General features: G+C 59.3%; 22 protein-coding genes and 1 pseudogene. 10 read left to right on the forward strand and 13 right to left on the reverse strand.

The genetic code is table 11. The annotated features are described in order from the left end of the window. Window positions 1-10: 10 nt before the first annotated feature. From DEIPE_RS19625 to DEIPE_RS19645, 6 genes are all read right to left on the reverse strand, one after another. Window positions 11-262 carry a type II toxin-antitoxin system HicB family antitoxin gene (locus DEIPE_RS19625; RefSeq protein WP_015231317.1) on the reverse strand — a complete coding sequence of 84 codons (252 nt, stop codon included), beginning with the start codon at window positions 260-262 and terminating at the stop codon, window positions 11-13. Window positions 263-333: 71 nt separating this feature from the next. Beyond that, complete coding sequence (locus tag DEIPE_RS19630) at window positions 334-603, reverse strand: HigA family addiction module antitoxin (protein WP_015231318.1); 270 nt, start codon at window positions 601-603, stop codon at window positions 334-336. Window positions 604-615: 12 nt separating this feature from the next. Beyond that, window positions 616-792, reverse strand: coding sequence for a hypothetical protein (locus tag DEIPE_RS24210; protein ID WP_015231319.1), 177 nt, complete (start codon window positions 790-792; stop codon window positions 616-618). Window positions 793-935: 143 nt separating this feature from the next. Beyond that, on the reverse strand, window positions 936-1,337 hold the full coding sequence (locus tag DEIPE_RS19635) for a DUF3846 domain-containing protein (protein WP_015231320.1): 402 nt from the start codon (window positions 1,335-1,337) through the stop codon (window positions 936-938). After that, window positions 1,334-1,669 (reverse strand): hypothetical protein, encoded by a 336-nt coding sequence (locus DEIPE_RS19640; protein ID WP_015231321.1) that lies wholly within the window; start codon window positions 1,667-1,669, stop codon window positions 1,334-1,336. The genes DEIPE_RS19635 and DEIPE_RS19640 overlap by 4 nt, the downstream gene beginning before the upstream one ends. Before the next feature lie 49 nt (window positions 1,670-1,718). Next, the gene (locus DEIPE_RS19645; RefSeq protein WP_015231322.1) at window positions 1,719-2,021 is read right to left on the reverse strand and encodes a hypothetical protein; all 303 of its coding nucleotides are present in this window, start codon (window positions 2,019-2,021) and stop codon (window positions 1,719-1,721) included. A 136-nt stretch (window positions 2,022-2,157) separates the two neighbouring features. Between DEIPE_RS19645 and DEIPE_RS19650 the strand changes: the two genes are divergently transcribed. From DEIPE_RS19650 to DEIPE_RS19675, 6 genes are all read left to right on the forward strand, one after another. Beyond that, a complete protein-coding gene (locus DEIPE_RS19650) occupies window positions 2,158-2,373 on the forward strand; it encodes a helix-turn-helix transcriptional regulator (protein ID WP_015231323.1) in 216 nt (71 codons plus the stop codon). Window positions 2,374-3,141: 768 nt separating this feature from the next. Next, window positions 3,142-4,587 (forward strand): SEFIR domain-containing protein, encoded by a 1,446-nt coding sequence (locus DEIPE_RS19655; protein WP_041231793.1) that lies wholly within the window; start codon window positions 3,142-3,144, stop codon window positions 4,585-4,587. Window positions 4,588-4,774: 187 nt separating this feature from the next. Continuing rightward, window positions 4,775-5,566 (forward strand): glutaminyl-peptide cyclotransferase, encoded by a 792-nt coding sequence (locus tag DEIPE_RS19660; protein ID WP_015231325.1) that lies wholly within the window; start codon window positions 4,775-4,777, stop codon window positions 5,564-5,566. A gap of 136 nt (window positions 5,567-5,702) precedes the next feature. Beyond that, window positions 5,703-6,185: a hypothetical protein gene (locus DEIPE_RS19665; RefSeq protein ID WP_015231326.1), complete on the forward strand. Its 483-nt coding sequence runs from the start codon at window positions 5,703-5,705 to the stop codon at window positions 6,183-6,185. A 442-nt stretch (window positions 6,186-6,627) separates the two neighbouring features. After that, complete coding sequence (locus DEIPE_RS19670; protein WP_157449100.1) at window positions 6,628-7,080, forward strand: hypothetical protein; 453 nt, start codon at window positions 6,628-6,630, stop codon at window positions 7,078-7,080. A 107-nt stretch (window positions 7,081-7,187) separates the two neighbouring features. Beyond that, a complete protein-coding gene (locus DEIPE_RS19675; protein ID WP_041231794.1) occupies window positions 7,188-7,805 on the forward strand; it encodes a relaxase/mobilization nuclease domain-containing protein in 618 nt (205 codons plus the stop codon). Window positions 7,806-7,987: 182 nt separating this feature from the next. Here the strand turns inward: DEIPE_RS19675 and DEIPE_RS19680 are convergent, their stop codons facing one another. After that, a complete protein-coding gene (locus DEIPE_RS19680; RefSeq protein ID WP_083865908.1) occupies window positions 7,988-8,371 on the reverse strand; it encodes a transposase in 384 nt (127 codons plus the stop codon). Between DEIPE_RS19680 and DEIPE_RS19690 the strand changes: the two are divergent. Beyond that, window positions 8,370-9,563, forward strand: a pseudogene (locus DEIPE_RS19690) (IS3 family transposase). The gene DEIPE_RS19680 and the pseudogene DEIPE_RS19690 sit on opposite strands and share 2 nt — an antisense overlap. 2 nt (window positions 9,564-9,565) lie before the next feature. On the opposite strand, the gene DEIPE_RS25620 reads toward DEIPE_RS19690, so the two are convergent. Both DEIPE_RS25620 and DEIPE_RS24745 read right to left on the reverse strand, forming a co-directional pair. Next, window positions 9,566-9,802 (reverse strand): transposase, encoded by a 237-nt coding sequence (locus DEIPE_RS25620; protein ID WP_041231795.1) that lies wholly within the window; start codon window positions 9,800-9,802, stop codon window positions 9,566-9,568. After that, window positions 9,795-10,286, reverse strand: a complete 492-nt coding sequence (locus DEIPE_RS24745) for a winged helix-turn-helix domain-containing protein (RefSeq protein WP_217218498.1) — start codon at window positions 10,284-10,286, stop codon at window positions 9,795-9,797. The genes DEIPE_RS25620 and DEIPE_RS24745 overlap by 8 nt, the downstream gene beginning before the upstream one ends. 136 nt (window positions 10,287-10,422) lie before the next feature. Between DEIPE_RS24745 and DEIPE_RS23390 the strand changes: the two genes are divergently transcribed. Further along, on the forward strand, window positions 10,423-11,229 hold the full coding sequence (locus tag DEIPE_RS23390; RefSeq protein WP_245557689.1) for a radical SAM protein: 807 nt from the start codon (window positions 10,423-10,425) through the stop codon (window positions 11,227-11,229). Continuing rightward, window positions 11,226-11,657 (forward strand): DUF6375 family protein, encoded by a 432-nt coding sequence (locus DEIPE_RS19710; RefSeq protein WP_015231331.1) that lies wholly within the window; start codon window positions 11,226-11,228, stop codon window positions 11,655-11,657. Before DEIPE_RS23390 ends, DEIPE_RS19710 begins: the two co-directional genes overlap by 4 nt. Here the strand turns inward: DEIPE_RS19710 and DEIPE_RS19715 are convergent. Then, window positions 11,627-12,439 (reverse strand): IS3 family transposase, encoded by an 813-nt coding sequence (locus tag DEIPE_RS19715; RefSeq protein ID WP_015231332.1) that lies wholly within the window; start codon window positions 12,437-12,439, stop codon window positions 11,627-11,629. The genes DEIPE_RS19710 and DEIPE_RS19715 overlap by 31 nt on opposite strands. A gap of 35 nt (window positions 12,440-12,474) precedes the next feature. Beyond that, the gene (locus DEIPE_RS19720) at window positions 12,475-12,744 is read right to left on the reverse strand and encodes a transposase (protein ID WP_015231333.1); all 270 of its coding nucleotides are present in this window, start codon (window positions 12,742-12,744) and stop codon (window positions 12,475-12,477) included. 79 nt (window positions 12,745-12,823) lie between these two features. On the opposite strand from DEIPE_RS19720, the gene DEIPE_RS19725 reads away from it, so the two are divergent. Continuing rightward, window positions 12,824-13,522, forward strand: a complete 699-nt coding sequence (locus DEIPE_RS19725; RefSeq protein ID WP_281168022.1) for a Fic/DOC family protein — start codon at window positions 12,824-12,826, stop codon at window positions 13,520-13,522. On the opposite strand, the gene DEIPE_RS19730 is transcribed toward DEIPE_RS19725, so the two are convergent. Then, entirely contained in the window at window positions 13,502-13,705 is a 204-nt protein-coding gene (locus DEIPE_RS19730; RefSeq protein WP_015231334.1) for a hypothetical protein, read from the reverse strand. The genes DEIPE_RS19725 and DEIPE_RS19730 overlap by 21 nt on opposite strands. 630 nt (window positions 13,706-14,335) lie before the next feature. After that, a complete protein-coding gene (locus DEIPE_RS19735) occupies window positions 14,336-16,180 on the reverse strand; it encodes a discoidin domain-containing protein (RefSeq protein ID WP_015231335.1) in 1,845 nt (614 codons plus the stop codon). Window positions 16,181-16,455: the final 275 nt, after the last annotated feature.

Below are 16,455 nucleotides of genomic sequence, written 5' to 3' on the forward strand. Positions count from 1 at the left end.
GCAACGGGCTTTATGGAGCAGGCTCGATCATACAAAGCACGTTGCCTAAGTCGGCCGAGACGTGAGTTTCAGGAGTGCTGGTGGGCACGGGGATTTCGTCGCCATCCTGCTGCAGCTCGTACAAGTGAGCGGCGATGGCTTCGCGCATGCGCTCGGTGGTGTCGTCAGCGTCTTTGCCGGTGGTGACGACCCCGGGCAGGTCGGGCGCGTAAGCGCTCCAGTTGTTGGCTCCGGGTTCGAGGACGATCAGGTATTGAGGCATAAGGCTCCTTGAGGAGGTAGGGAGGGGCAGCCCTAAGCGACACCCCCGCCCGGGCGGGGGTGTTTTTTGATTCATCGTGTGAGACGCGTTTTCGGGTGTGTATCGTAGCCTGCCTGCAGGTTACGCCACGTTTGCGGGTTCATATTCCAGGCCGTCGCGATGTGTTGCACATCGTCTTCGGTGAGATTGCGCTCGCCTGCGAGGAGGGCGCTGAGGTGGTCGGGATGGATGTTCAATTCGCGGGCAGCACGGTCCATGGTGAGGTCGCGGGCCTGCAGTTCACGGCGTAGGATCCGACCCGGATGGATGGGGTTGTGGGCGATGAGGGAGTCGTGGTTCATGGCTGCCACCTTTCAGAGGATGCCGTGACGTTTTTCTTCTTCGTAGATCCGTTCTAACACGAATTCTTTCAGCAGCGTCTGATAGCTGGTGCCTTTCAGTTCCGCCAGTGTGCGCAGGCGGCGCTCCAGGTCCGATCCGAGGCGCAGACTGGTTGGGCGGCTTTTGAGAATGCGCCGGGACTCATCCACCGGGGGCAGGTCGTTCCCGTATTCGTCGCGGCTCAGCAGGTGCTCGGTGAGCGCGTTTGCGGCTGCATTTCAAGGAACGCATCGGCACCCCGACACAGATAAAGGCGTGCCAGACAGCACGTCCCAGTCATCAACATTCAGCCTCAACTGGCTCGGGCGTCAATCACCACTCCCCAGCCCGGCAGGCGCGCACCGTACTCCGCCGCTGCCTCCAGCCGGGCGAAGAATTCCCGCGCCCGCTCACGCTCAGCCGCTGAGCTGCCTACCCGTGGGGCCAGCACCACCGGCCCACACCATGGCGCGTACATCCGCAAATCCAGCCCGGCCAATTGCGACCCGACTACGTTATGAGGCAGCATGTCGAGGCCTTCTTCGTTCACGTACACATCCCAGTTCGTCAGCGCGTGCCAGGCCGGGGAGACGTACTCGACATACCCGCCCACGGCCTCCTGCAGCACGGCGAGCTGGGCGTCGTCATCTGCTGGCCACGGGCACTGTTCACGCCGCCCATCCGGGTGCATCACGATCATGAAGGGCGCGGTCACAGCGCACCTTCCTTCATGGCGCTCTCGCGCAGTCGCAGGGCCAGCTTGAGCGCGTCGAGGTCGGCCAGGGCGAGATCGAAGTCCAGCCGGGCTGCGCGGGTTTCCTGCTCAGCCTCTTCCAGCGCTTCGTGGTCTTCGTGCAGGTCGACCAGCAGCCGGGCATGGCGCTCGCTCTCGTTCTTGCTGGGCACGCCTTCCAGCAGCTTCTCCGCCTCGTGGTATTCGAGGGTGAGGCGCTTGTCGGCTTCGTTGTCGATCGCGGCGTGCAGGCGCACGCGGGCTTGCTTCACTTTGGCGGTGGTGTGTTCGATGGTCGTTTCGGTGAGGTGCATGCTGCGCTCCAGGTGGGGGAGAGTGGGGGCCGAAGCCCCGGGTGGCGTCTCAGGCGGCGTAGTCGCTGCGGCAGTTGCGGGCGGCCATGATGCGCACTTCGTAGTTCTCGCCCATGCGCAGGCCCACCTCACCAAGCGTGATGTGGGGCACGATGCCCACCATGGCGTCGAAGGCGTCGACGGCCCAGGTGTCCCACTGTTCGAAGCTGGGCACGGTGACGCGGCTCTGGCCGTCCTTGACAATGGTGACGGTCAGGTCGCTGTTGAGGATCACCTGTTCGCCCTGGTTGCTGCGCTCGAAGATGACTCCCGGGCGGGGTTGCTTGATGTAGGGGGTGCTAAGATCGTCCATAGTTCTCTCCAGAGGGGGAATTTTAGAGAAGGCGCTTGAACTTGACCGGTTGGGGCGCCTTCTTTGATGTCCCAAGTGTATAGTAATAGCTCTACATTGTCAAGCTATAACTCTACAACTGTGCTACGGTAATGCCATGGACGCCGAAGCCATCCGCGCCACGCTGCGCGAACACATCAAGAATCGCGGTTATGGCGGCCAAGCCGAACTGGCCCGGCAGCTCGGCCTCAGTCGCACCTATCTCAACCACGTGCTCACCGGCCGCAGTCCCCTACCGCTCGATCTACTCGACCGTATCGCGGAGGCCCTGGGCTTCGAGCTCGAATTGCGCGAAAAACAACCCACCTCCTGACGGCAACAGTGACGGCAAGCCTCCCAGAAAACCCCCCGGAACACCCAACAAAAAAGTGCTGCCGTCACTCGGCAACACCCCTAAAAATCATGCTTATTGGAATACCCAGGAACAAAAAAACAGCGTCGCAGTGAGTCTCACCGACCCTGTACGACCCCTGCAGCCACCCCCACACACCACCACAACAGGAACACCCACGGTGTATTGAGGGCTTCCCGCCCTCAAACTCCCTGAAGGCCATGCCACGGAAACACCCCGAGTTGACCGATACGTAAGGAACAAGGACACGCTTCGCGTGCCCTTCACGACCGCTGCCCGCCCCTTTCCAACAACGACGCCAGGCGAGGCACACCCGGCAATACGAGAAGGCGGGTACCGCTCAGGCATCAGCAAGAGCAGAAGACCCTCGCGCGACGTCAAGGCGCACCCCGGCAACGCACGAAAGCGGGAACAGCAAGGCCCCTGGAACACCACCAGGGGCGCGGGTAGGGAGGCCCCCAAAAGCACAGAACACCACTGTGCTTTTGTCCCGCTTCCCTCCGCACCAACCCTCCCCGGCAGCGGGGGACAGGCGTGGCGCGAGGCGGCTCAGCACCACACCTCAAACGTCCCCCGCTGCTCCCGGTATGCCTAAGGACTGACTAACGAGATCACCATGAATATATACATTCCAAATGCCTGAAAATTTTGCCGCAATCCACCGCTTCGGCCCAAGCAACGGCCCTCAAATCGCAACCCGGATTCGACGCATTTCATACCATGAACCTGATGACAACCCCCACCCAGCCAAAAATTTTCATCTCCTACAGCTGGACCTCTGAAGAACACGCAGAACGCGTGCGTGACCTGGCCGATCGACTTCTCGCCAGCGGCATCGACGTACTCCTTGACCAATACGACCTCAAGGAAGGCCAAGACAAATACCACTTTATGGAACGCTCCGTTTCCGACAAGACCGTCACCAAGGTCGTGATGATATGCGACCAGCGATACGCGGAACGGGCTGATGAACGCGCAGGTGGAGTCGGCCACGAAAGCACCATCATCTCCCCCCAGGTGTACAACCAGTCCACCGATAAAGAAAGCAAATTCGTCCCCGTCATCTTCCAGAACGATGACCAAGGGAACCCCTACGTCCCCGCGTACCTCGCCTCACGAATCTTCATCGACATGTCCACGGAAACACTGCTCAACCAAAACTTCGAGCAGCTCGTGCGTTTCATCTACGAAAAGCCGATCCGCAAAAAACCCACCGTCGGCCAAACCCCACAGTTCATCCTGGAAGACACCCGCGCACCCCTCGCCACGACCGGCAAGTTCGACCAGATCAAAACCAACATCGAACGCGGCCGGGATACGTTCACGCTCGGAATCTTCTCCGACTACCTGGATGTCCTCCTCCAGGTCCTGAGCGACATGCCCATCGCGCAAGACGGCCAACGGCTTGACGATGACCTGATCTGCCGAGAAATCCAAGCCTTCACGCCATACAAAGTCGAATTCGCGCAAGTCCTCCATCACTTCTCTCGATATGTCCCACAGCTGGAAATAGCCACGCCACTCATCGACTTCTTCGAGCGGGCACTCCCGTTGATATTCAGAGTCCACACCAACAACTACATATTCGATGGCGAGAACGACCACGTGCGCTTCTCACTGCGCGAACTGTTCGTCTACGGCATGGTGATACTCACCAAAACGGGCAACCTAACTCCCGTTGTTGAACTGCTGTCCCACTCCTATCACTTCAAAGAACACAGTCGCGGCAGAACCGTCAACGAACCATTCGGGATTTTCGACCGGTATCTTGATGCGCTCGATACACAACGCAAGCGACGCCTGAACCTCAATCGAATCAGCCTGCACGCCGATATGATCGTCGAAACCGCCGAATCGCCGCTCGTTCTGATAGGTGAATACATCGAAATGGACGCACTCCTCTGGGCTCGGGCAGAACTGCACGACGACCACTGGTACCCGCGAACACTGGTGTACTACAACCGATTTGAAGGAGCGCTCACACAACGCGCTGCATCAAACCGCCGGTTCGCTCCAGTTGCAGCAGTCCTCGGTGTATCGAGCCCGGCAGAGTTCCAGAAGCGGTGGGCGCAACTTCCGGACGACGCGAAAACCCTTCGGCGAAGCTCGACCGGCATGATGATCACCCAACCCGCTACGCTTCTCCAGTTCGAACAGCTCGGGACAAAGCCCTAAACCCAGCACGACATACGCGACAAACCAGGAGCAGACAGACCACGACCTGTCTGCTCCTGGTTCGCCAGACATACCTTCCATAGGCGACCGTCGTGTATCGTGATGGTGTCGTTTTTGAGTGCTGAAACCGTTAGGAACGTTCGCTCTACCACCTCCCGCTTCCATTCCTCCCATCAGAGGCCACGAAATGAAAGCAATCGCACTGCCCCTCCTCGCAGGGACAGCAGCGCTCGGTGGTACTGTGTTCATCACGCAGCAACAACCACGCGTCATCACCCCCGCTGTCCTGCACACGCTCCCGCATGACTCGCAGGCCTTCACCCAAGGTCTCGTCATTCACCACGGCCGCTTATTCGAAAGCACCGGGTTATACGGATACTCCAAACTCAGAGAAGTTGAACTGACCACCGGCAAAGTCAAACGCCGCACGAAACTGCCTGAAAACATCTTCGCGGAAGGTCTCGCCCAGAGCGGCAACGACCTGGTGCAACTCACCTGGCGCAACGGATTCGCTCGCATCGTTGACCGCGAGTCATTCAAGCAGAAAGGTCAGTTCACCTATCACGGAGAAGGCTGGGGACTCACCCAAGACGGCACCCACCTGATCCTCAGTGACGGCAGTAACGTCCTGCGCTTCCTGAACCCCAAGACGTACCAAGTCGAACGACAGCTCGCCGTGCAGACCAAGGATAGTCTGGTCACGTACCTCAACGAGTTGGAATATGGGCACGGATACATCCTGGCGAACGTCTGGCTGACCACACGCATCGCCGTGATCGACCCTGACACCGGCTTCGTGGAACGCTGGATCGACCTCAGCAAGATCGCCCAGGAGCACCTGAACAGCGACAAAGACAACGTCCTCAACGGCATCGTGTACAACCCTGCCGACGAGACGCTGTATGTCACTGGGAAACGCTGGAACAAAGCGTACCTGCTCAGCGCCAAAGACGTCCTGCCCAAGCCGCGCGAAGAGTAAGCACAACAGGCGCAACACCCCACAGGAATCAGGACAGCAATCCCACCTGAAATCCTCACAACAATCCCTACAGCAACACCCTCACCAACAGCCCCGCTTTCCTTTTGCGGACTGTTGTTCCACAGGAGCATTCATCATGACCGCCACCTACGAACACACCCACAACAGCCACACAGACACCCAAGAACAAACAGCGCCGACAGTTGAGCAGCACCCCACGCCAACGCCACCGGCAGCCACCACTTCTTCATTCGTGCGACTCAGTGAAATGCTGCAGCAGTTCGAACCTACCGAACGGAACGCTGTGGTGCGCCATTACAAAGAAGCGTTGCGGCAAGGCACCCTGAAAGCCATACCGCTCACCAGCAGCTTCACCCTGGAAGCCAAGCCAGGCAAAGCGAACGAGAGCAAACAAGCCAGGCGGCAGGATGAAGCAATCCAGGCCGGGCCGACACTGGACAAATGGATTGAGCGCACCAAGCAGCAGCTGCACACCAAACCAGCTGCCCGGTCCATGGCGGTGTCATTCGAGGACCTGCTGTCGGGTGAGGTGGACTTCGAGAAGAAGGCGCAGCAGTACCGGCGGAAACTGCAGGTCAAGCCGAAGAAGAGCCGGTAGGCAGGCGACAAGACAGGCGATGCTCAAGCTTGAGCATCGCCAGAGGGGTGCGGTGGTCATTGCGGCCACCCACACCCCTCCCCTCATACCCGAACGCCCACAACGACACCACACGCGGTGTCAAACGAACTACCCGACTCACCCCAAAGCAAGGAGCTGCAAAGCCACACGCAATCAACGTGGCAATCCACCTTGCAACACCACACCAAAAGCAGGGCACACGTGCCTGCAGGGTCTTCCGACCCCGCACCCCTCGGAGGTACCCGTCCCCTGCGTCGAAGAACTCACTGAGGTAGGCAGGATAAGGGGTGCGCGTGGATGGGGTGTTTTTGTTGTGCTGGAGGGCCTTTTCGGCGCGTGGAGTGTGGTTGGCGCACGTGGTTTTGACGTGCGTGGGGCGTGCTGAGGGTGTTTTTGTCGTGCTGCTCGTCGTTCCTTGCACGTGGAGGAGCGTTTTCCCTGGAAGGTGGTTGGAATGAAGTCAAAGTTGACAACGTACGTTGAACCGGATGTTTTTGATGCCTTGAACCGCTTGGCGACGGCGCGTCGCGTGTCGGTTTCTTCGGTGGCTTCGGAGCTGCTGGAGAAGGCCGTGAAGAGTGAAGTGGAGTTCGCTGGGGAGTCGTTGTTAATGCCGGTGGTGGAGGAAGTGATCCGCACGGAATTCAAACGCGGCTTTGACCGTCTGGCCCGCTTGCTGGTCCGCAATGGATTGGAGAGTGGCACGTCACGGCGGCTGCTGGTGTACTTCATGTCGTCGTGGTTTGAGAACGAGCAGCTGGTGCAGGGCGTGAGCGATCAGTACTGGAAGAAAACGGTGGAAGCGTTGCGAACGCCGCTGCAGGAGTTACCGGAGCTGGTGGAGGTGGCGTCAAGGGAAAGTAGCGTGGCGTGACGCAGGAAGCACCTCAGTCCGAGCGGAGAGTGAAGCTCGGTCGGGTGAGACTGCCTGGGTCAAATGGCAGGCGGCGGGTGACGCCACAAGGGAGCAAGACTCGGACGGTGGTGAAGGCGAAGTACACGCGGCTGCGTTCCAGTTCCGGCAAGCTCTCCAGAAGCGCCGTAGGGCGGGTGAAGGACAGCGCCGAGTATTACGCCCATAGACCCAACGCGGAGGGCCAGCGAGCGTACCGGGCGGGCTTCAACGGTTCGCAGGATGAACTGACCAAATACGAAGTCGCGCAGATCATCGAACGGGAAGGGGAGAAGTGGGATCTCGCCTACCGCATGGTCCTCAGTCCGGGGGAGGAGATGGGGAAAGAGGACATCCGTGAGTGGACCAAGGACGTGATGAAACGCATGGGCTTCCAGGATCACCGGTACGTTGCCTTCGCGCACGCTGGCGAGGACCGGCACACGGACAACGCGCACGTCCACGTCATCGCCTTCACCGACGAGAAGCTTGGCCGTGAGCAACTGAGGTACATGCGGGAAGTCGGTGATTTCGAAGCAGACAGCGCTTTGCGGAAAGCGTTGATGCACGAACTGAAACACCGGATGGAACGCACGCACGATCAAGGCATGGACATCAAAACCACCAACGACTCCACCGACGCCACGGAAGGCGGAGGAGCCAGCCGCGCCCGCAAGCGGAACCAGCAGATGGACATGGACTTCTGAAACTTGAAGCGAGGGTGGAGGGGAAAATTGACAATACTTTTCCCCTCCACCCTCGCTTCAATGGGAAGTGCGCTTCTCCACCTCACGAGTGGCCGAGGAGAAGTTTTGAATGGCTGAGGGCACACCCACATTGGCCGTTCGTGACTGAACCTCCTGGCACTTTGTGTCCGCTAGGCTAGGAGCTATTGAACCCGGCATTGGTTGGAGGTCATCAGCTTGCTTGGCAGCTCTACGTAACGCACACGTTGCCATGCGGCAGCAAGCCTCGCCTTCAACTCCTTCACCGTTCTGGCGCAGAAGTTACCCAGCACGTTGCGTTTTACGTACGCCCACACCAACTCGATCGGGTTCAACTCAGGGGCATACGGCGGCAAATACACCACGGATAGGCGCTCTTTGCTCTCCACGAACGCCTGAACCGCTTTCGCCCGGTGAATGCCTGCATTGTCCAGCACGACGATGACCTGACCTTTGACCTTGCTCAATAGGTGCGTGAAAAAGCGGATGTGAGGTTGACCCGATTTTACGCAGGTGGGAATAAGCCCAAAGATAGGGGGCACCACCATGACGAATCGCAAAGTGTACACCGCCGAATTCAAACGAGATGCCGTCAACCTGGCCGAGTCCACCGGCAACGTCGCGGGCACAGCCAGAGACCTGGGGATCAGCGACTCCGTACTGCGAAAATGGATCAAAGCGGCCCAGCAGGGCATGCAAGCCTTTCCTGGGCAGGGCCGTCAGCACCTCACGCCGGAGCAGCAAGAGATCAAGCGGCTCCGACAGGAAAATGAAATCCTGCGGCAGGAACGGGAAATATTAAAAAAGGCGGCTGCCTGTCTTGGGCAGAACGGACGCCCATGAGGACGCCTGCCCGCTTCTTTGCCAAAGAAAGTCGCTGATCTTCGCGTTCATCCACGACAACCGACACGAGTTCCGCCTGGACATCTTGTGTCGAGTATTCGGGTGACCATCAGCGGCTACTACACCTGGCGAGGAAGGCCAGCGTCGCGACACGCCCTGCGAGACGAAGCCCTCTCTTTGCGGATCAAAGCACTGCACGAGCAGTACAAGGGCCGCTATGGCGCTCCCCGCCTGCACGTCGAACTCACCGAAGAGGGCTTGAAGTGCAGCAAGAAGCGCGTGGCTCGTCTGATGCGGACGGCAGGTCTACGGGCGAAAGGCAAGCGCAAGCATGTTGTCACCACCGACAGCAATCACGAACTGGCTGTGGCAGAGAATCTGCTGCAACGCGACTTCCAGCCAGAGCAGCCCAACCAGGTGTGGGCGGCAGATCTGACGTACATTCCCACCAAAGAAGGCTGGTTGTACCTGGCGGTGGTGTTGGACTTGTACTCCAGGTTAATCGTGGGGTGGTCGATGAACGACCGCATGCCTGCCGAGCTGCCGGTGGCGGCCTTGCAGATGGCTGTCCAGCGCCGTTCCCCACCTCCAGGGCTGATTCATCACAGCGACAGAGGAAGCCAGTACGCCAGTGGCCTCTTCCAGGCTGAACTCCAGCGGATCGGAGCGCAAGCCAGCATGAGTCGGAAGGGAGATTGCTGGGACAATGCCTGCGTCGAGAGCTTTTTCGCCACCCTCAAGCGGGAACTGCTGGACGGTGAACCCTTTGAGTCGCGCGAAGCCGCCAGGGCAGCGATCTTCTCGTACCTGGAGGTGTTCTACAACCGTCAGCGCCGCCATTCGACCCTCGGCTACTTGACACCACACCAAGCCGACCGCCATGCTCAAGCCGCTTAACTTCACCTACGCAAAATCGACCCAACCCCAATGACGTCACTGCTGCACATGGCGCCCTTCTTGGTGTTCTGGAAAAAGTGCCCTCCAGAGGTGATGGCTCCGATGGTGGAGAGCTTGTCCCAGTTCGCTGGTAACCGCACCAGGGGGGTTACACCTCGGGTGCTCCAAGTGCGTCGTCTCACCCCCTTCATTGCGAAGCCCACCTCGTCGAGGTAGACCAGTGTTGCGCCCTCAGCCACCTTTTTTTTCCAACTCCGGGTGGACTTGTTCCACCCAGGTCATGATCCGCTGATCGTTGCGCTCGACTGCACGCCCATCGGGTTTCTGTGGAGTGAACCCCAAGGCGTGCAGCAGTTTCCGGACATGGTCCCGGTGATACCAGACGTTCAGATTCCGGCCGATCAGTTCTCGCACGCGGGGCGTGGTCCAGGTGTCATCAGGAAAGCCATGCGCCAGCGGTCCTTCTCGCAGCAGTGTCCGCACCTGGTCGTGCTGCTCCTGGGTCAGGAAGGGTGTGCGTCCTTGGGCCACCGTGGCTTGAAGGGTACCGTTTTTCTTGAGGCGTTCCTTCCAGCTGGAGACGGTCTTGACCGAGACACCGAAGTGTTCAGCGATTTCTTTGTGTGTGGCGGTGCTTGCTTGCAGCCATTCCAGGGCCGCCAGTCGTCGCTCTTCGAGCTGTACGCGGCTGTATTTGCTGGGTTGCCAACTGGCTATCCCCACAGCTTATCCCGCAAAGCTATGCCGGTATCAATAAGTGAAGACACGCTTCGGCCCAGATGGTATCCACTTCTTCGACCGCTTAACAGGCTGGAACATCCTCCTCGACGAGTGCGGCATCCCGGAGGAGCAGTGGTCTGTGGCCCCACGGCAGGTCTCGATCGCGTTAACCAACGCGTGCGATTTGTCCTGCCCGTACTGTTACGCACCAAAGTCTCGTCACCGGTTGGAGTTCACTCGGTTGAAAAGCTGGTTGTTGGAATTCGACGAATTGGGATGTTTTGGGGTTGGGTTCGGTGGAGGAGAACCGACACTGCATCCCGACTTTGCGGAAATTGTCCGTTTCACTGCCATCCAGACTGAGGTGGCTGTGACCTTTACGACTCATGGCCATCACTTGGATAGGGAGTTGGCGCGGAAGTTGGAAGGTCATGTTCACTTTATCCGTGTGAGTGTAGACGGGGTCGGTACAACTTACGAAGCATTACGGAAAAGACCGTTTCAGGCTGTTATGCAACGGTTAGAGACAGCCCGCTCGCTGGCCCCTTTTGGGCTGAACATGGTAGTGAACGCCAGAACGGTGGGTGACCTACCTGCCGTAGCGGCGCTAGCTGAAAGAGTCGGTGCACGAGAACTGCTGTTGCTTCCTGAGGAATCCACGATGGGTTGTACTGGAATCGAGGCAGACACACTTACGCAGCTGCGCAGGTGGATGGATTCGTACCAGGGTGCTGTTCCCCTCACCATGAGTGAAACCAAGGCTGAATCTTTTCCTACATGTCGGGCCCTACCCAAGGAGCGAGCTCTTGACTCATACGCACACATCAATGCCGCCGGAAGATTGCTCCCAACGTCATTCAGTCGTATAGGAGTCACATTGGAAAGTGGCAATATTCGTTCCGCACTTCGTGCACTTCGGATGCGGTCTCCCGAGGAGGGTTCATGAAAGTCTGGCAGGGGTACGGCTCGGAGCACTCGATGAATCTGGTGATGGTGGGGACATTCAAGACAGAGGCAGACGCCAATAAAGTCAGGGAAGCAATTCAGCAAATTACGAGGCAAGTCGACATTGCTGTTGATAAGGGGATTCTGGAAGTCGGCGAAAATAACCGAGAGTTCGGCGAGGACTTGCGTCAACTTCTTCACCAGCTGAACCTCTACATCCTCAATCCTCACGAGATGGAGCAGTTCAGGTACGACGTCAGTCTTGAAGCCAAAGACCGATGCCTCGTGCTAACAACTGACGAGATTGATGTTTCTGCGTTCATGAAGATCTTCGTCGATAAAGGTGCTGGGTGGTCCCCATTGAGTGGTCCAGCTGAATCGAGAGGAAAGGCCCTGGGTTACGCTACCACCTTCAACTCAGCTTGCTGAGCCTCCCAGCACCGCCGGAACTCCAGCGGCGCCAGATACCGCAAAGCCGAGTGGGGTCGCTCCTCGTTATAAAAGCGCTGGAACGCCCTGGACACCACCTTGGCTTCCAGCAGGCTGCCGAACACCTCGCGGTTCAGGCACTCTTCCCGAAAGCGCGCATGGAAGCTCTCCGAGAAGCCGTTCTGCCACGGTTTCCCTGGCTCGATGTAGCGCGCCCTTGTGCCTGACACGCCCAGCCAGATCTGCAAGTCATGCGCGATGAACTCCGGCCCGTTGTCGCTCCGCAGGTACACTGGCACGCCCCGCAGCGTCATCACCCGCTCCAATACTTCCTGGACATCCTTGGACGTGAACGACAGCCCCACCTCCAAGGCCAGACACTCCCTGGTGAACTGATCCACCAGGGTCAGGAACTTCAGCTTCTCCCCACCGCTGACCTCGTCGAATACAAAGTCGTACGACCACACGTGATTCGGGTACTCCGCCCGCTCTGGGACACTGTTGCCCGTTCTGAGCCTCTTGCGTTTCGGTGTTGGCTTTCGTACCAGCTGCTCGGGTTTCCAGATCCGGTGCACCCGTTTGCGGTTGACGTACCAGTGTTCTTTGAGCAGCACCACATGAATCCGCCGGTACCCGTAGGTCGGGTATTGCTCCGCGAGTGCGCGTATTCGTGCCGTCAGTGCCGCCGTGCTCGGTGATCTCGGCTTGTTCTGGTACCTCAAGCTGGAACGGTGCATCCCGAGCAACTGCGCTGCCCTGCGCTGCGATACGCCCTGCTGCATCAGCAACTCACCCGCCTGGCGTTGCTCCTGAGGCTTCAGAACTTTTTTCGGACCACTTCCTTCATGGCGCTGTTCTCCAGCGTCAGTTGCCCCACCAACCTCAGCAGCCGAGCGTTCTCCGCTTCCAGCTGCTTCAATCTCTTGAGGTCTTGCACGTCACTGCCCGCGTACCTGTTGCGCAATTTGTAGAAGGTCGCGTCGCTGATGCCGTACTCCCGGCACAGCGCCTCCACCGTCTTCTCGCCCTTCTCGGCTTCGCGTAACAACTGTATGGTCTGCTCATCGGTCAACTTGCTCTTCGGCATGGATCCATCCTCGTCTTTCTGAGGCCGTATCCTCTCCATTCAGCTGGACCACTTCTCAGGGGGCAGACTACTGAAGGCGATCCACCACCACCTGTTTCAGGACGTGTACGCTTTTTCGGGGAAGTTGCGGGGTGAACTGACCACGATTGATGGCGAGTCGTTTACGCTGCATGGCTACCTGCACAAGGGTGATACGACCTTCGCGCATACCGCGCAGATCGAGCCGTACCTGAACAGCGTCTTTCAGCAGCTCGCGCAGGAAAACCACCTGCGTGCCACCACCAGGGATGAGTTCACGCGGAAAGCAGCGGACCTGCTGGCGGACATGAACGCGGCCCATCCTTTCCGAGAGGGGAACGGTAGAACGCAGCGGGCGTTTATTACGCAGCTCGCGGAGCACGCCGGGCATACCGTGGATTTCTCTGTCATCTCGCAGGAGCGCATGATCCAGGTGAGCATCGCCGCAATGAGCGGGGATAACGAACCGATGCGGCGCATGACGCTGGAAGTCACCAGCCCGGATAAGGTGCGGATGCTGCAGAGCGCCATTCGGAGCCTGGAGCACGCACAGGTCAACTGGAACGAGATGTACGTCGCCACGGCGAGTCGCGGACGGCAGTATAGCGGCCATGTCACGCTGAAAAGTGCGGAGACGGTGCTCGTCGAGGATTCGGGCCGGGTAATCGTGGCACGCACGAGGGATGCCGGGAACGTACTGCAGGGGCAGCACGTGACGTTCACTGCAGGCGGCGGTCTGTCACGCGGCATGGAGATGTAGGGCTATCACGAACTCAGCGCTCATCACGAACACGTCCTGGTGCCGGGCGAACTGCCAGAAGCTCATCTCCGCGTGGTCCTCCCTCAAGCGAGCGGGAACCGTGAGGTCGTAGACGGGCACTCGCTCTCCCTCCCTGACGAACAGCACCTGCGTCACCGGCACGACGAGTACTCCCTGCCCCACCGGGAGTCCTGGACCGCTGTGCTGTGCTACGCGACCACCCTGGGTACGTTCTCCCCGACGCTCGCGATGACGCAGCGCACCTCACCTGGCGCACGGTTGGTGAGGTTAAAGGCGTCGAACAACGCCGCGCGACCACGCAAATCCTCGATGTGAGCCAGAAGGCGCGCCGGGCTTTTTCTGGCTGGCCGACATCATGACTTTCCTGTGCCGGAACTGGCGGGCGGTCTGGCGTGCCGCGCGCTCAGCAGTAGGGCGGGGAAGACCTGACAGGGACGGTCCGGACGCCCATACGGCGCTCTCGGTGGCGTTTCACGGCCGCTGCCCTGACGTTGGGCCTGATGGACAAGAAGCCGTTTCGGAACGAAAGGACTTTCCGGTGTACTCAACTTCCACATGCAAAGCGCGCCAGGCATCGTCGCACGAATTCCGGTTGTGCCGTGGGCGCCCGTCGATCAGATCAGGGACGCAGCGGAGAGATGACTCTTTTTCGCTGCGCCCCTGGTTGTATGGTTCCGGCACGGTGTTGAAAGGTAAGCGGCGCCGGGTAGTGACGACCTTCTGGCAATGAATTCCCGCTCGGCGTGCACCTCAGCTTCGCTTCAGGTGACCGACGTCACCTGAAGCGATTCACTACTGGCGTTCGAAGGCCCCAAGGTCCGGGTTGGTACCAACCGTATTGTCTTTTCCGTCAAGGTCGAGGGTGATTCCCAGATCCTGCACGGGCCCGTACACCCCGGCGTCCACTGCCGGGCTGCCCGCGTTCAGCCCAAAATTACGGTTCATCGGGTCACTCAACTGCGGATCGGTGATTCTCGAGGTGGGATCGATGCCTCCCGGACGGATGACTTTCGGGTCACCGCCGCCGAGTCGCCAGTAGATATTGTTGCCTTCGTCGAAGTCTGCGTCCGATTCCAGGGCGAACTTGGTCATGTCAGCGCGCATCACGATGATGTTGTTGCGCGCGCTGAGAATGCTTTTGTCGCAACCGTACGCGCAGGCGATACCGAGGTTCACGTTGAAGGCGGTGTTGTTATAGAACTTCGTTCCGGGGTTCGCTCCCCAGTGCTCGCTGTTCCAGCCGCGCACGACGAGCAACTCCCCTGTTTTGTAGGGGGTGTTGAGCGGCGCGAACAGGTTGTAGGCGTACACGTTGTTTTCCGAGCGTTGATCGGGTTTGCCGCCCATTTCGCTGAAGGTCGTGTCGTTGATGCTGGTGTTGTGGTGAAAGTAGTTTCCGCTGGCTTTGTAGACTTCCAGGCTGGCGCCTTCGATGGTGTACTTTTCCGAGCACGCGGAATTCCCAGAGAAATAATTCCACGCGACCTCGTTGTGGTCCCCATTGATCAGCACGCCCCAAGCTCCGGAATTGTCGATGTTCGGGTCGGTGGTATTGGAGGACATCACCTTGTTGTCGGTCAGGCGGTTGCGCAGCACTTTGTTGCGCGCGCTCCCCGTCGCCAGGTGGACTCCGGCGGTGAGTCCGGAAGCGCTGGCGTGCCGGAGGGTGTTGTGGTGCGAACCGCTCATGAATGAAAAACCGATCTTCCAGCCGTTGGGCGTGCTGGTGCATTTGATGGCAAGAGGGTAGGGTGCAGGCTGGTCAGCCGTGACGCGCACATGCTCGATGATCTGGTAGGTGCCGCTGATGGCGACCGCACCCGGGCTGCCGTTGCGGATCAGTGGAAGGTCGCCGCTGCCGTACGCGCTGATCGTCACGGGGCTGCTGCTGCTTCCGTTCCAGCGGGCTTTGAGGGGTCCGGTCCAGCTGCAGCCGCGCTTGAGGAGCAGACGGTCACCCGGATTGAGAATGCTGTCGTTGGCTTTGCCGAGGCTGCGCCAGGCACTGCTGCTGCTGGTGCCGTTGTTGCTGTCACTGCCGGCGCTGCAATCGACGTAGTACGCTTTGCCCGCGCTGAGGGTGCCGCCCGTGCCGTGCACGATGGCTTCCGTAATGGCGATGGCGGAGTTTTCCGTGTTTCCGTGGTTGGTCACGCGAATGTAGCGGGCGGCCTGATCGGGAACGTTGTGGCGTTGGGGATTGAGGGTGGTGCCACTGCTGCTGACTTTGCTGAGCACTTTGGTCCAGCTGCTGCCGTCTTTGCTGAGCTCGACGTCGAAGGTGGCCTTGCGTTTATCCCCGCGGTACCATGCGAGCGAGACGGCGTCAATGGTCTTCGCGCTCCCGAGGTCGTACCGTACCCACTGGCCGAGACCGTTGGCGCTCCACCAGGTGCCGAGGTTGTCATCCCAGGATTTCACTGAAGTGTTGCTGCTGCTGCTGGCGCTGCTGGCAGTGGAGCTCGAGATGCGCAGGGCGTCGGCGGGCAGCGCCTGGGGTTCGATGCTCGTTGGCGCTGGTTGGGTCTGGGCGGAAGGTGAGGGTGGGTTGTTGCCGCAGCTGGCGAGCAGCAGGGTGAAGCTGATCAGGCCAAGAGGCAGGCGTCGAAGTGACGCTCGGGCATTAACTGTCGGCATTTCATTGAACTATCACACAGAATATTATGAAAAAAATTACAGACCATGCGTTTACAAAGGAGGAATAAGACAGTTTCAGTCCCGGTCATTCTTGTCATTCAGCTGCGGCTGATGCAGATTGACCGCAATCCTGTGCCCGAAAACACTCAACGTAAGTGCATTACTTTCCTGCTTTCACGGCCTCATACTTCAACACATTTCCGCGAGTGTCGCAGAACCGCGCACTCCGGATCTTGAAACTCGGGCTTGGAAAACTGGTGGCGGGCGCTTGCGCC

The organism is Deinococcus peraridilitoris DSM 19664 (assembly GCF_000317835.1).
In the GTDB taxonomy this organism is placed as follows: Bacteria; Deinococcota; Deinococci; order Deinococcales; family Deinococcaceae; genus Deinococcus_A; species Deinococcus_A peraridilitoris.

Bases quoted from the DNA above. Each gene is read 5' to 3' on its own strand.
- DEIPE_RS19625 (WP_015231317.1), bottom strand. From the start codon at position 262: ATGCCTCAATACCTGATCGTCCTCGAACCCGGAGCCAACAACTGGAGC.
- DEIPE_RS19630 (WP_015231318.1), bottom strand. From the start codon at position 603: ATGAACCACGACTCCCTCATCGCCCACAACCCCATCCATCCGGGTCGG.
- DEIPE_RS19640 (WP_015231321.1), bottom strand. From the start codon at position 1,669: ATGCACCTCACCGAAACGACCATCGAACACACCACCGCCAAAGTGAAG.
- DEIPE_RS19645 (WP_015231322.1), bottom strand. From the start codon at position 2,021: ATGGACGATCTTAGCACCCCCTACATCAAGCAACCCCGCCCGGGAGTC.
- DEIPE_RS19650 (WP_015231323.1), top strand. From the start codon at position 2,158: ATGGACGCCGAAGCCATCCGCGCCACGCTGCGCGAACACATCAAGAAT.
- DEIPE_RS19655 (WP_041231793.1), top strand. From the start codon at position 3,142: ATGACAACCCCCACCCAGCCAAAAATTTTCATCTCCTACAGCTGGACC.
- DEIPE_RS19660 (WP_015231325.1), top strand. From the start codon at position 4,775: ATGAAAGCAATCGCACTGCCCCTCCTCGCAGGGACAGCAGCGCTCGGT.
- DEIPE_RS19665 (WP_015231326.1), top strand. From the start codon at position 5,703: ATGACCGCCACCTACGAACACACCCACAACAGCCACACAGACACCCAA.
- DEIPE_RS19680 (WP_083865908.1), bottom strand. From the start codon at position 8,371: ATGGTGGTGCCCCCTATCTTTGGGCTTATTCCCACCTGCGTAAAATCG.
- DEIPE_RS19710 (WP_015231331.1), top strand. From the start codon at position 11,226: ATGAAAGTCTGGCAGGGGTACGGCTCGGAGCACTCGATGAATCTGGTG.
- DEIPE_RS19715 (WP_015231332.1), bottom strand. From the start codon at position 12,439: ATGCAGCAGGGCGTATCGCAGCGCAGGGCAGCGCAGTTGCTCGGGATG.
- DEIPE_RS19720 (WP_015231333.1), bottom strand. From the start codon at position 12,744: ATGCCGAAGAGCAAGTTGACCGATGAGCAGACCATACAGTTGTTACGC.
- DEIPE_RS19735 (WP_015231335.1), bottom strand. From the start codon at position 16,180: ATGCCGACAGTTAATGCCCGAGCGTCACTTCGACGCCTGCCTCTTGGC.